The organism is Prescottella sp. D32, assembly GCF_037287305.1.
In the GTDB taxonomy this organism is placed as follows: domain Bacteria; phylum Actinomycetota; class Actinomycetes; order Mycobacteriales; family Mycobacteriaceae; genus Prescottella; species Prescottella equi.
The window spans coordinates 380,516-394,201 of sequence record NZ_JARBSW010000004.1; the positions used below are offsets into that span (position 1 = coordinate 380,516).

The following is a 13,686-nucleotide window of genomic DNA, read 5'->3' on the forward strand; positions in this document are numbered from 1 at the left end:
GCCCTCTCGCGCGTCAACCTTGTCAACCTCACCCTGCCACCAGCAAGTCAACCACGTCAACCACCGATCGGGGGTACGTCAGCGCTTGATCAGCGTCCGCACCAGGCGCACGCTCTGCCCCAGCGACACGTCCGGCAAGTAGGCGCGGCCGATCGCATTGCCGATGCTCGGCAGGGCGACAGGGTCCGGGAAACACATGTACATCGGCTCGTACCGCGGCTGGAACTTCGACTTGAACGCCAGCAGCGACCGGAACCCGTACACCGGTTCGAGAGTCTGGCCGAGCACGTCGAGCAACGAGTCCATCGCCTCCGACAGCCCGGGCCGCACCTCGCTCGGCACGTCCGCCTGCTCGCCGTCGCGCACGGTCGCCAACGGGGCCCCGGACAGGCTCACGAACTCGGCGCCCTCCTGCTCGAGGAGCAACGCCGCCGACGCGATGAGGAACTCCATCGCCGGGCGGAAGGCCTCGGGGGTGCCGCGCCGACGCATGAAGTCCAGCGTCCATCCGACCACCCGGCCGTCCCGGTACACCGGCAGCCACGACGTCACCCCGTGCACGGTGCGCTGCTCGTCGACCGCGATGAGGCAACGCACCTCGGGGTCGTCCATTTCCTGCAGGCCGCCGAGCGTGAACCCCATCTCGGGCATGCCCTTGTCGGCCACCCATTCCTCGGAGATCGCGGTGATCTGGTCGGTGATCGCGAGCGGCGCCGTGGGGAAGCTCACCCATTCGGCGGTGATCCCCGACTTCGCCGCCTTGTTCAGTGCGGTGCGCACGTCCTGGAACTTCTTGCCGGTGAACGCGATCGAGCCGAGATCGAGGACCGTCTCCTCGGCCACCTGCACGCCCACCCAGCCCTGTGCGGTCGCCGCGTCCCGTACGTCCCCGGTCACCGAGTAGAAGCACGGCACCCAGCCGTTCGACGCCGCGAACTCCGCGAACCCGACGACGTCGTCACGCACCCGATCCGGTCGGCCCACCGGCCCGCCCGTCGTGAGCGCCGCACCGCCGATCACCCGGTAGGCGACGTAGCTGTCTGCTCCGGCGCCGAACCAGTAGGAGTTGCCGCGCCACGTCGTCATCCAGGCCAGCGCACTACCCGATCCGTGCACGAGGATCTCCCGTGCCCGTTCGGCGGCGCCGGTGTCGGCGCCGTGCGCGGGCCGCAGGAACGTGGCGCCGACGAGCACGCACACCACGACCCAGAACACGACGCCGGTCCACTCGTAGAGCAGTGTCGACGCCCAGTCGTCGGGCAGCAGACGCGGGTCGAGCATCTGCAGGTACACCGGCGGCACCAGCCGCTCCGGGAAGTCCGCGAGCAGCGTCCAGGCGGTGGGGCGACGGTCGAAACCGTTGCGCGCCCACAGGCCCCCGAGTACGTACAGCACACCGAGACCCGCGATCAGCACGGCGAGTTTGCCGGCGAGCCTGCGATAGGTCTTCGACGGCGCCTGCACGTCGAACAGTTTGCGGGTCGCCAACAGCAGCACCACCAGCGCGAGCGGCGTCAGGAAAGGCGTCAGTGTCCGGTACACGTTGGGGGCGTCGAGGCCGTAGAAGAGCGACTCCTCGTCGGCGACGTCGATGTAGCGGACCGCGAAGTTCAGCAGCGACAGCGCCAGCAGCAGCAACTGCGCGACGAGCGAGGCGATCCACGCGAACCGGCGGCCGCGGCGCAGCCCGTCGCACAGCACCAGTAGGAACACCGACGGCATCAGGCTGAGCAGGGTCGGGCCGAGCCCGGACAGGCGCAGGTCGAGTTCACCCCGCCGACAGTCGAGGGACGACGAGGACTCCGCGCAGATCTCGCGGACCTCGGCGGTCGTCCAGGGCACCCCGCGGAACAGGTCACGCAACACCGACAGCGGCCCGACCGCGTGCGGCGACAGCGCCGCGAGCATCGTGCCGATCGAGGTGGCGGCCACGACGATCGCGACCAGGACCCGGCCCTCGCGCCGGGTCCCGGAGATCCGCGCGCCACGGGCGGACCGGTGGACGATCCACGGACCGATACACAGGCCCACGATCACCGCGCCGAGTCGGATCACGTCCTGCAACTGTCCGGCGAACAACACCAGCGTGATCGTGAGAGCCAGCAGGCTCACGCGGATCCGTCTGCGCCACAGCGTGTCCATCGAGGCGCTCGCCGCCATCGCGGCGCCCGCGATCCATGTCGTCGGGCCTACCGCGGTCCCGATGTGCAGCCGGAAGCCCCAGTCCGCGTCGAGCAGTTTCACCGCCGACGCGACGGCCAGGCCCACCAGCGCGCCGGCTACCTGGGTGATCAGCGCCGCGAGTGCGAAGCGCCCCGACCCCATCCGGCGCTCGAGCGGGGCGGCGACCAGGAAGACGAGCACGGTGGCGCCGAGGTAGCCGGCGAGCCCGGGTGCCCACAGACCCGCACTGAGACTGGTCCACAACCGCCAGTGCTCGACGGGACCGATCCCGACGGCGAGATGCCGGTCGACGAACTGACCGGGACCGTGGACGATGGAGTCGGTCGCGAAGCCGAGTACCCACATGACGGCGAGCAGGGTGATGCTGACCGGTGCTCCGGCAGCTCCGTAGCGGAGCAGCTCGTATGTCCGGCGCGCGTAACGGCGGAGCGTTGTCACGAGATCAGTCCCATCCTCTCGGCCAGCCAATCCATCTCCTGCCGTAGCCCCGCCGACCACACCGCGAAACTGTGGCTGCCCGGCACCTCCACGTACTGCACGTCCATGCCCGCGTCCCGCGCTGCCGCGAAGACCTTCTGGGCGCCGCCGCGATAGGCGTCGTCGCGCGTGCCCACGACGATGATCCCCGCCGTGTCCGGATAGCGTCGCGACTTCATCAGATCCAACGGATTCACCGCGACGAACGCAGCCTCGTCACCGCCGAACGCCTGGTCGACGGTCCGTCGGCGGTCGCCGAGCGTCGGTTCCTCCTGACCGGACAGGTCGAGGAACGTCGGGTACACCTCGGGATGGTTGGTCGCCAACTGCAGCGAACACGTTCCGCCGTAGGACAATCCGCCGACCGCCCAGGACCGCGGATCGGGGTCGACCTGCAGGTGCGTCGTGATCCAGGTCGGTACATCCACTGCGAGGTAGCTGGCGACCTTCCCCAGCTGCGAGTCGAGACACAACGGGTTGGCCAGCTGCGAACCCGTGCCGTCCGGAACGACGACCACCGGGGCGAGTCCGTGGTGTTCGCGCGCGAACGCGTCCATCGTCATCGCGAGCTTGCCGCCGTTGAGCCAGTCCTCCGGGGACCCGGGTTGCCCGGCGAGCATCACCAGCACCGGCAGCAGGGGCCGCGGGTTCGCGAAGTAGGCGGGTGGCAGATAGACGACGGCGTCGCGCGCGGCGAACCCCGACGTCGCGCCGGGGATGGCCACGGTCGTGTAGCGGCCGCTGGCCGGAAGATCGGTGGGAGCCTGCGGCGCCCACGCATCCTCGAGGGGCCTACCGGTGACGACGGGGTCCGTCGGCGGAGGTACCTCGGCGAAGTCGATCCGGTCCGGGTCCGGCAGCCCCAGCGCGGTCCCCACCGTGGGATAGGCGTAGAACACCAGGTTGATCTGCACGGCGACCGCGAGCACGACGGCCCCCGCCGCGAGCACCGTGATCGGCACCCACCACTTGCGAGTGGTGAAGGCGCGCGGGAGCGCCAGCAGCGCCGCCCACAGCCCGATGCCGATCCACACGTACACCGACGTCTCGATCGGGTCGGGGAACGGCTTCCACACCTTCTCGACGATCACCCACAGCAGCAGCGTCGCGGCGACCGCTCCAACCACCGACGCGGGCAGCGCCCAGCGCAGGAACCAGCGTCGCCGACTCGCGAGCAACCAGCCGGCACCGGCGATTCCGCAGACCGCGAGGACGACCGGCAACGGCCCGGAGACCAGCGACAGTCGATCGAGCCACCCGAACATCGGACCTCCGCGCTGTCGTTTCCCCACCGGTATACCGCCCGGCGCCGCGGTGAGACCGATACCACACCGAACTTCCCGAAGTTACTACCGCCAGTAGTAACCATTCCGGGAGGGCGGTCCGTAGAATCGGAGCATGGCTGGACTCGGCGAGCTCGAACGTGCGGTGATGGACCATCTGTGGTCGGTGACGGAGCCTCAGACTGTGCGACAGGTACACGAGGCGCTGGCGACCCGGCGCGAACTCGCGTACACCACGGTGATGACAGTGCTGCAGCGACTTGCCAAGAAGCACCTGGTGATCCAGCAGCGCGACGACCGCGCGCACCGCTACCTCCCGATGCACGGCCGCGACGAACTGGTCGCGAGCCTCATGGTCGACGCCCTGCAGCAGGCCGACGCGTCCGGTGAGCGTGCTGCCGCGCTGGTCCATTTCGTGGGCCAGGTCGGCGCCGACGAGGCGGCCGCACTGCGTGAGGCCCTCGCCGCACTCGAGGCTGCCGAAGCCGCGAAGTCCGAGCCGGTGACTCAGGTCGGGGATCCCGTTCGTCCCACCGGGTTGCGCCCGGGCACCGGACGAGCGAGCTGAGGCCCCCGCTGCCATGACCTGTCGACGATGAACGCCACCACGGCGCTGGCCTTCGGGCTGCTCGCGCTCGCTCTCACCGGTCCCGTACCGGCGCTGCTCAGTCGCGCGCGGTGGCCGTTCCGCGCCCCTCGGGCCGCTCTCGTGCTCTGGCAGGCGATTGCGCTCGCAGCGGTGTTGTCCGCGTTCAGCTCGGGCCTCGCGATCGCGAGCCAGCTACTGGTGCCCGGCCCCGACGGCCGCCCCACGACGGAGCCGACCGCCGAGATCGACGCGCTCGGGCTCCCCCTGTGGATCCTGTACGTCGTCGTGTTCGGTCTCACCCTCCTGATCGGCGCCAAGCTGATCTTCTCGATGGTGCGGGTGGGGGTGCACACCCGCCGCCGGCGTGCCCGCCACCGCATGCTGGTCGACCTTCTCGACCGCGGCGACATCTCGACCGCGCTCGGAACCTTCCCGGGCGTTCGGGTGCTCGACGCCGCGGAGCCGATCGCCTACTGCCTTCCGGGTCTCCGTCAACGGGTGGTGCTCAGCGAGGGCACGCTGAATTCGCTCAACGACGCCGAGGTCACTGCGATCCTCACCCACGAGCGTTCGCACCTGCGGGCCCGGCACGATCTGGTGCTCGAAGCATTCACCGCCGTCCACCACGCCTTCCCGCGGGTGGTGCGCTCGAAGTCCGCGCTCGGCTCGGTGCAGTTGCTCGTCGAACTCCTCGCCGACGACTCGGCCGTCAAGGTCACCGGCCCCGGCCCACTCGCCCGCGCGCTGGTCGCGTGTGCCGGCTCCACCGCGCCCCGCGGGGCGATGGCGGCCGGCGGGCCCAGCACACTGGTGCGGGTCCAGCGCCTCACCGACTCGGTCGGCGACATCCGGATCGCCGCGGCCGCGTACGTCTGCGCGGCCGCCATCCTCGTGGTACCGACCATCGCCGTCGCGGTGCCCTGGTTGGTGGAGCTCAGCCGGCTGTTCTCGGCCGCGCAACCCTGAGCCACCGAAGTAGCACTGGTCACACCTGCCGCCGCGGATCGTCCACTGCCGACGTCGTCGCGTACACTCGAATGCGGCCGCTGTCGCGGCCCGATCAACTAATTGTGCGGCACACAGCCCCATCTCTCCCGCAAGACGCGTTTCGGATGGCCAAGGTGACATGTGCCCTGGCTCGTCTCTTCGTGCGGCTGCATGACAGCCCGCTCCGCGACGCGCCCTACGTCCGGAGAGGTAATTCCGCGTGACCACTGCTGCCCAAGATTCGTCGGTACAGGAGAGCCAGGACGACATCGTCGTCCCGGCCTCCGTCGAAACCGTATCCCCCGAGGTCGACGAGTCTTCTGAAACCATCGAGACCGAAGGCGCCACCGCCGAGGTGACGTTCGCCGAGATCGGCCTGCCCGAACCCGTCGTCGCCGCGCTGGCCCGCAACTCGATCACGGTGCCGTCCCCGATCCAGGCGATGGCCATCCCGGATGCCATCGCCGGCAAGAACATCCTCGGTCGCGCGCAGACCGGTTCGGGTAAGACGCTCGCGTTCGGTCTGCCCATGCTGGCACGCCTGGCTCGCCACGAGGACCGCCCGGCGCCCAAGCGTCCGCGCGCGCTGGTTCTCGTGCCGACCCGCGAACTCGCATTCCAGGTCGTCGATTCGCTCACCCCGTACGCCGGTTCGCTCGGACTCAACGTGCGCGCCGCCGTCGGCGGCACCCCGTTCACCAAGCAGGTCGACCAGCTGCGCCGCGGCGTCGACATCCTCGTTGCCACCCCCGGCCGCCTCGGCGACCACCTGCGGCAGAACACGTGCGTCCTCGGCGAGATCGAGATGACCGCGCTCGACGAGGCCGATCAGATGGCCGACATGGGCTTCCTGCCCGAGGTCCGCACGCTGCTCGCCGACACGCCGAACGACAGCCAGCGCCTGCTGTTCTCGGCGACGCTCGACAACGACGTCAAGACGCTGGTGCGGGAGTTCCTGCCCGAGCACGAATTGCATTCGACGCAGGACGGCCGCGCCTCGGTCACCACGATGGACCACTACGTGCTGCTCGTCGACCGCGGCGACAAGGACGCGGTGCTCGCCGAGATCGCCTCCCGCGAGGGCGGCCGCACGATCATGTTCGCGCGCACCAAGCTGGGCGCCGAGGGCATCACCGAGCGCCTGCGTGAGAAGGGTGTCGCGGCCGAGGCCCTGCACGGCGGCAAAGCCCAGAACCAGCGCACCCGCGTGCTCGAGCGCTTCAAGACGGGCCGCACCCCGGTACTCGTGGCCACCGACGTCGCGGCGCGCGGCATCCACGTCGACGGTATCGACCTCGTCGTGCATGTCGATCCGCCGCAGGATCACAAGGACTACCTGCACCGCGCCGGCCGCACCGCCCGCGCGGGCGAGGCGGGCGTCGTCGCGGCGATCGTGCTCCCGAACCAGCGACGCATGTTCCGGCGTTTGACGGGCATGGCCGGCGTGAACGCGACCGCCGTCCCGGTGTTCCCCGGCTCGGAGGAACTGGCGACCATCACGGGCGCGCAGGCGCCGAGCGGTGAGCCGGTGCGCGACAGCTACTTCCGCAGCGAGCGCGACAGCCGTGGCGATCGCCGTGAGCGCTCCTTCGGTGATCGCGGTCCCCGCCGCGAGGGCGGCTTCCGGGGCAACCGGGACGACCGGGGTCCGCGCCGCGACTTCGGGGACCGTGGCCCGCGCCGGGACGGCGACGGTGGTGGTTTCCGCGGCAATCGCGACGACCGTGGTCCGCGTCGCGACTTCGGGGACCGTGGCCGGGGTGAGCGCAGCTTCGGCGACCGCGACAACCGCTCGTTCGGCAACCGCGACGACCGCGGCCCGCGCCGCGACTTCGGCGACCGGGACAACCGCGCTCCCCGCCGCGACGGCGACGGTGGCGGTTTCCGCGGTAACCGCGACGACCGCGGGCCCCGTCGTGATTTCGGCGACCGGGACAACCGCGCGTTCGGCAACCGCGACGACCGCGGCCCGCGCCGCGACTTCGGCGACCGGGACAATCGCGCTCCCCGCCGCGACGGCGACGGTGGCGGTTTCCGCGGCAATCGCGACGACCGTAACGACCGTGGCCCGCGTCGGGACTTCGGCGACCGGGACAACCGCTCGTTCGGCAACCGCGACGACCGCGGCTCGCGCCGCGATTCCGGCGACCGTCGCAGCGAGGGCGGCTTCCGCGGAAACGATTCTCGTGGAGGCGATTCGCGCAGCAACGGGTTCCGCGGCGACCGCGACAACCGTTCCTTCGGCAACCGTGACGACCGCGGCCCCCGCCGGGACGGCGACAACCGTGGCCCCCGCCGGGACTTCGACAACCGTGGCCCCCGCCGGGACGGCGACGGTGGCGGTTTCCGCGGGAACCGCGACGACCGTAACGACCGCGGCCCGCGTCGGGACTTCGGCGACCGGGACAGCCGCTCGTTCGGTGACCGACGCAACTCCTCGGGTCCGTCCGAGCAGCGCAGCAACGGTTTCCGTAGCCGCACCGAGCGTCGCAGCTACGACGGCTTCGACGGTCCGCACCGCAACCGCAACGCATAGTGCACGGGTCGAGGTGATCGACCGCCCGTGAACCGCATTCGGCCCCGGCCGCCCTACGCAGGGCATCCGGGGCCGAATGCGTGTCCGGTGTCACGCCCCGAACAGCGGGGCCGGTTCGCGTCACGGTGGGGTCTCGGGGGAAGCTGTAACCATGACCTCAGAGACTTCTGCCAGCACCGAGGCTGCCCGCGCCCAGATCGGCGTCACCGGGCTCGCCGTCATGGGATCCAACATCGCCCGCAACTTCGCCCGCCACGGACACACGGTGGCCCTGCACAACCGCAGCATCGCGAAGACTGACGCGCTACTGGCCGAGCACGGCGACGAGGGCGACTTCGTCCGCACCGAGACCATCGAGGAGTTCGTCGGCGCGCTGCAGAAGCCGCGACGCGTGCTGATCATGGTCAAGGCGGGCGACGCGACCGACGCGGTCATCGAGGAGCTCGCCGACGCGATGGAGCCCGGCGACATCATCATCGACGGTGGCAACGCGCTCTACACCGACACCATCCGCCGCGAGGCGGCGCTGCGTGAGCGCGGATTGCACTTCGTCGGCGCCGGCATCTCCGGCGGCGAGGAGGGCGCGCTCAACGGCCCCTCGATCATGCCGGGTGGCCCCAAGGAGTCGTACGCGGCGCTCGGCCCGCTGCTCGAGTCGATCTCGGCGCACGTCGACGGCACCCCGTGCTGCACGCACATCGGACCGGACGGCTCCGGTCACTTCGTGAAGATGGTGCACAACGGCATCGAGTACGCCGACATGCAGCTCATCGGCGAGGCCTACAACCTGTTCCGTGACGCGCTCGGCTTCGACGCCGAGCAGGTCGCCGACGTGTTCACCGAGTGGAACGGCGGCGATCTCGAGAGCTACCTGGTGGAGATCACCGCCGAGGTGCTGCGCCAGAAGGACGCCAAGACCGGCAAGGCGCTCGTCGACGTGATCGTCGACGCCGCCGAGCAGAAGGGCACCGGCCGCTGGACGGTCAAGTCCGCACTGGATCTGGGTGTGCCGGTCACCGGCATCGCCGAGGCCGTCTTCGCCCGTGCGCTGTCCGGGTCGCGCGAGCAGCGCAAGGCCGCGCAGGGACTGGCGTCCGGTGAGCTGGGCGCCAAGCCGACCGATGTCGCGCAGTTCACCGAGGACATCCGCCGCGCGCTGTACGCGTCGAAGATCGTCGCGTACGCGCAGGGCTTCGACCAGATCCGTGCCGGCAGCGACGAGTACGGCTGGGACTTGACGCCCGGCGACATGGCCACGATCTGGCGCGGTGGCTGCATCATCCGCGCCCGCTTCCTCAACCGGATCAAGGAGGCGTACGACACCAATCCGGAGCTGACGTCGCTGATCGTCGAGCCCTATTTCCGTGAGGCCATCGAGAACGCGATCGACAGCTGGCGTCGGGTCGTCGTCACGGCGACCACGCTGGGTATCCCGGTGCCGGCGTTCGCATCGTCGCTGTCGTACTACGACGGTCTGCGCGCCGAGCGTCTGCCGGCCGCACTGACCCAGGGCCAGCGCGACTTCTTCGGCGCCCACACGTACGAGCGCGTCGACATGCCGGGCAAGTTCCACACCCTCTGGAGCGGCGACCGCTCCGAGATCGAGGCCTGAGCAGCCCTGCCTACAGACGGATCGGGGCGGACGCTGCGGCGTCCGCCCCGATCCGTCTGTGACGACTAGCCCTGGTGGAGCCGGCGGTGCAGCAGATGCACGTCGTCGACCAGTTCCGGGATCGGTCCGACGACGGTCACCCCGGGCGCGATGTCCTGGATCGGCAGCGGACGGACGGGCGCCGGCGGCACTCCCATCTCACCGAGCCACGACACCAGTTGCGCGGTGGAGGCGACGTAGACGATGCGGCCCAGGCCCACCCAGGCGTGCGCGGCCGCGCACATCGGGCAGTGCTCCCCCGACGTGTACACCGTCGCGCCGGCCCGTTCCTCGGCGCTCAGGTTCTCGGCAGCCCAACGGGCCAGTTCGAACTCGGGATGCCGCGTGCTGTCACCGTCGGCGATGCGGTTGCGATCCTCCGCCACCGCGGTGCCGTCGGCGGTCGCGAGCACCGACCCGAACGGCTCGTCACCGGCCAGCAACGCCTCCGCCGCGAGCTCGACGCAGCGCTGCAGATGCCGGAACTCGACCTCGCTGACCAGTTCGGAACTTCCCGTTTCGGACACCAGTACCTCCTCTTTCACACGGAACCGCGATTGTCCCACCCCGCGGTAGCCTGTGACTTCACGACCGGAAGGCCCGCGCCACCCATGTCCGACCGTCCCCTCCCCACCTTCGCGCAGCTCGGTCTGCCCCCGATACTGGTGCACGCCCTCGGCCGCGCGGGTGTTTCGGCGCCGTTCCCGATCCAGGCTGCCACCATTCCCGACATCCTCGCCGGACGTGACGTTCTCGGTCGCGGCCCCACCGGGTCGGGCAAGACCCTGGCGTTCGGTCTGCCGCTGCTGGTGCGCCTCAAGGGCGGGGCGAGTCGGCCATCGCGTCCGCGCGCGGTGGTCCTGGCCCCCACCCGCGAGCTGGCCGCACAGATCGAGAAAGCGCTCGACGACCCGGCCCTCGCGCTGGGTCTGCGGACGGCCACGATCGTCGGCGGCGTTCCGTTCAAGGCGCAGGCTGTCAAGCTCTCACGCACCGTCGACGTCGTGATCGCGACACCGGGCCGGCTCGCCGACCACGTGTCCCAGGGGACGATCACGCTCGACGACGTCCGCATCACCACCGTCGACGAGGCCGACCACATGGCCGAGCTGGGGTTCCTGCCGCAGGTCACCGAGATCCTGGACCGCACCCCGGAAACCGCGCAGCGGCTGCTGTTCTCGGCGACCCTCGACGGCGAGGTGGACACGCTCGTCGCGCGCTACCTGCACGACCCGGTCACGCACGCGACCGCGGAGGCCGTCGCCGCCGTCGACTCGATGGAACACCACGTGCTGCACGTGCCGCGAGAGATGAAGTACCCCACCGTCGCCCGCATCGCGGCCCGTAAGGGCCGGACGCTGCTGTTCGTCCGAACCAAGGCGGGCGTGGACCGCCTCACCGACGAGTTGCGGGCGGTCGGGATCGCGGCGGGCGGCCTGCACGGCGACAAGCCGCAGGGCCACCGCACCCGGGTGCTTGCCGAGTTCGCCGGCGGGACCCTGCCGGTGCTGGTGGCGACCGATGTCGCAGCGCGGGGCATCCACGTCGACGACGTCTCGCTCGTCGTGCACGTCGACCCGCCCACCGAACCCAAGGCGTACCTGCACCGCGCGGGCCGCACCGCCCGCGCCGGGGAGTCGGGTGTCGTGGTGACGGTGGTGACCGAGGACGAGCGCGGTCCCGCCGCGAAGGTGATGCGTGCCGCCGGGGTGGACGTCGACCCACTCACCGTGGGCGGCCGCGACCGCCGCTGGGAGGCGGTGACCGGCGCCCGCGAGCCCAGCGGAACCCCGGTGCCCGAGCCCGAGACCGCATCCGCGCCACCGAAGAAGGAGGCCCCCGCGGACCGGCGGGGCCCGGGTCCGCAGCGCGGCTTCCGCGGACGCGGCGGGCCACGCCGCGACGGGACCGGCCGTCCCGAGTCCGGGCAGAGCCGCCGTCGGCGCGGCGGGAGCTGACCGATGTCCGGGCTGCCCGCCGCCTCGATCCTGTGCGCGCTCATCGCCGCGTTCCTGTTCGCGTGCGCGTCGGTGGCCCAGCAGACCGCGGCGGCGCAGGTTCCCGAGGACCGATCGCTCATCGCGGCTCTGGTGCGCAGCCCACGCTGGTGGGCGGGCATCGTCGGGGACGGCGGAGGCTACCTGTTCCAGGTGATCGCGCTCGCACTCGGCTCGGTGCTGGTGGTGCAGCCACTGCTGGTGTCGATGCTGCTGTTCGCGCTGCCGCTGTCGGCAAAGTTCTCCGGGCACCGGCTCACCCGACGTTCGTGGGCGCTGGCGATCGCACTGACGGCCGCGCTCGCGGTGTTCCTCGTCGTCGGCAATCCCACGGAGGGCGGCACCGACGCACCGTGGGCGCAGTGGTCGGTGCCGCTGATCACGGTGGTGGTGCTCGTCGCCGGCGCGACCGCGCTCGGGTTGTCGCCGCGGATGGATCCGGGGTGGCGGGCGCTGCTGCTCGGCACGGCGAGCGGCGCGCTTTACGGAGTCGCGGTGGCCTTCACCAAGTACGTCACCGACCTTCTCGAGCACGGGGTAGGACACCTGCTCGGCGCGTGGCAGACCTACGCCCTGCTCGCCGCCGGGATCGTCGGCGTGTACCTCCAGCAGCGCGCGTTCCAGGTGGGGCCGCTGTCGGCATCGCTGCCCGCCATGACGATCGGCGAGCCGGTGGTCGCGATCTTCCTCGGCATGACCGTGCTCGACGAGCGCCTGCAGGTCTCCGGGACCGGTCTGGCCGTCGTCGCCGCGGCGATCGTCGTGATGCTGGCGACCACGATCGCGCTCTCGCGCGACCAGGCCACGCTGCAACCAGAGGCGGAGTCCGTCGCGAACTGAAGGGGAATGCCTGCCCGCCGCCCGGACGTTGAGATCATGAGAAATGTAACTTTCAACTATCTTTCTCCTGGAGGCACCGTGAGCACCCCCGCCCGCACGGCACAGGTCTTTCGTCTCGGCACCCCGTGGCCCGCGCTGGACCCGTTCCTGTTCGCCGTGCACCACGTCGACCACTACCCGCAGGGGACCGCGGATCTCACTCCCGCCGTCGACGTCTCCGACCGCCCGCTCGGCCAGGACTTCGGCAACCCGTCGGGCTGGAACATGTACCACGGCACCACGGTCCCCGGATTCCCCGCACACCCGCACCGCGGCTTCGAGACGATCACCGTCGTCCGGCGCGGTTTCGTCGACCACGCCGACTCCACCGGCGCGTCCGCCCGCTACGGCGGTGGCGACGTGCAATGGGTGACCGCCGGCGGCGGCGTCAGCCACTCCGAGATGTTTCCGCTGCTGAATCAGGACGGCGACAACGACTTCGAGCTGTACCAGATCTGGCTGAACCTGCCTGCGCGCGACAAGTCCGCACCGGCCGAGTTCACGATGCAGTGGAACGAGGACATCCCCGACGTGGCCCTCGACGGTGCGCGGGTGCGGGTGATCGCGGGACGCTTCGCGGGCGAGGATGCGCCGGCGCCGCCGGCCAACTCGTGGGCGTCCGACGTCACCTCGGACGTCGCGATCTGGCTCGTGGACCTCGAGCCCGGCGCCGTCGTCGAGCTGCCCGCGGCCACGTCGCCGGATGCGCGCCGGGTGCTCTACGTCCACGGCGACGGAGCCCGCGTCCATGTCGACGGCACCGACGTCGAGTCCGGCTGGGGGTACGCCCCCGACGACGGCGCCGCGCTCACCGTGCGCGCCGAGACGGCGGCCACCGTGCTGGTGCTGCAGGGCGTCCCGATCGGCGAGCCCGTCGCGGCCCGCGGCCCGTTCGTGATGAACACCGAACGCGAGATCCTCGAGGCGTACGACGACTACCGGCGCACCGGCTTCGGAGGCTGGCCGTGGCCCGACGACGCGCCCGTGCACGACCGGGACGCCGGGCGCTTCGCCCGCTACGGCGACGGGCGGGTCGAACGCCCGGACCCGGCACACGCCGGATAGCGGGCGCACTCCCCGTCCGGGCAGTACGCTCGGCGACT

Annotated in this window: 10 protein-coding genes; 7 read left to right on the plus strand and 3 right to left on the minus strand. The window is 70.9% G+C overall.

Annotated elements, in window-relative coordinates:
* Positions 1 to 78 precede the first annotated feature (78 nt).
* Both PSS76_RS18920 and PSS76_RS18925 read right to left on the minus strand, forming a co-directional pair.
* Entirely contained in the window at positions 79 to 2,622 is a 2,544-nt protein-coding gene (locus PSS76_RS18920; RefSeq protein ID WP_337456530.1) for an MprF family protein, read from the minus strand.
* Positions 2,619 to 3,926 carry an alpha/beta hydrolase gene (locus PSS76_RS18925; RefSeq protein ID WP_064078741.1) on the minus strand — a complete coding sequence of 436 codons (1,308 nt, stop codon included), beginning with the start codon at positions 3,924 to 3,926 and terminating at the stop codon, positions 2,619 to 2,621. The genes PSS76_RS18920 and PSS76_RS18925 overlap by 4 nt, the downstream gene beginning before the upstream one ends.
* Positions 3,927 to 4,059: 133 nt before the next feature.
* Between PSS76_RS18925 and PSS76_RS18930 the strand changes: the two genes are divergently transcribed.
* The 4 genes from PSS76_RS18930 (at position 4,060) to gnd (ending at position 9,668) form a co-directional block, all read left to right on the plus strand.
* Positions 4,060 to 4,512, plus strand: a complete 453-nt coding sequence (locus PSS76_RS18930; RefSeq protein WP_013416095.1) for a BlaI/MecI/CopY family transcriptional regulator — start codon at positions 4,060 to 4,062, stop codon at positions 4,510 to 4,512.
* A gap of 27 nt (positions 4,513 to 4,539) precedes the next feature.
* Positions 4,540 to 5,499 carry a M56 family metallopeptidase gene (locus tag PSS76_RS18935; protein ID WP_064058855.1) on the plus strand — a complete coding sequence of 320 codons (960 nt, stop codon included), beginning with the start codon at positions 4,540 to 4,542 and terminating at the stop codon, positions 5,497 to 5,499.
* Between the two features lie 241 nt (positions 5,500 to 5,740).
* Positions 5,741 to 8,056, plus strand: coding sequence for a DEAD/DEAH box helicase (locus PSS76_RS18940; protein ID WP_337456531.1), 2,316 nt, complete (start codon positions 5,741 to 5,743; stop codon positions 8,054 to 8,056).
* 151 nt (positions 8,057 to 8,207) lie between these two features.
* Complete coding sequence (gnd, locus tag PSS76_RS18945) at positions 8,208 to 9,668, plus strand: NADP-dependent phosphogluconate dehydrogenase (protein ID WP_022596069.1); 1,461 nt, start codon at positions 8,208 to 8,210, stop codon at positions 9,666 to 9,668.
* Positions 9,669 to 9,733: 65 nt separating this feature from the next.
* Here gnd and PSS76_RS18950 read toward each other — a convergent pair whose 3' ends face one another.
* The gene (locus tag PSS76_RS18950) at positions 9,734 to 10,234 is read right to left on the minus strand and encodes a nucleoside deaminase (protein ID WP_390892570.1); all 501 of its coding nucleotides are present in this window, start codon (positions 10,232 to 10,234) and stop codon (positions 9,734 to 9,736) included.
* Between the two features lie 84 nt (positions 10,235 to 10,318).
* On the opposite strand from PSS76_RS18950, the gene PSS76_RS18955 reads away from it, so the two are divergent.
* The 3 genes from PSS76_RS18955 to PSS76_RS18965 all read left to right on the plus strand — a co-directional run bounded on the left by PSS76_RS18955 (position 10,319) and on the right by PSS76_RS18965 (position 13,648).
* Positions 10,319 to 11,665, plus strand: coding sequence for a DEAD/DEAH box helicase (locus PSS76_RS18955; RefSeq protein WP_337456532.1), 1,347 nt, complete (start codon positions 10,319 to 10,321; stop codon positions 11,663 to 11,665).
* 3 nt (positions 11,666 to 11,668) lie between these two features.
* Entirely contained in the window at positions 11,669 to 12,544 is an 876-nt protein-coding gene (locus PSS76_RS18960) for a DMT family transporter (RefSeq protein ID WP_337456533.1), read from the plus strand.
* Positions 12,545 to 12,622: 78 nt separating this feature from the next.
* Positions 12,623 to 13,648 (plus strand): pirin family protein, encoded by a 1,026-nt coding sequence (locus PSS76_RS18965; RefSeq protein WP_106851438.1) that lies wholly within the window; start codon positions 12,623 to 12,625, stop codon positions 13,646 to 13,648.
* Positions 13,649 to 13,686 lie beyond the last annotated feature (38 nt).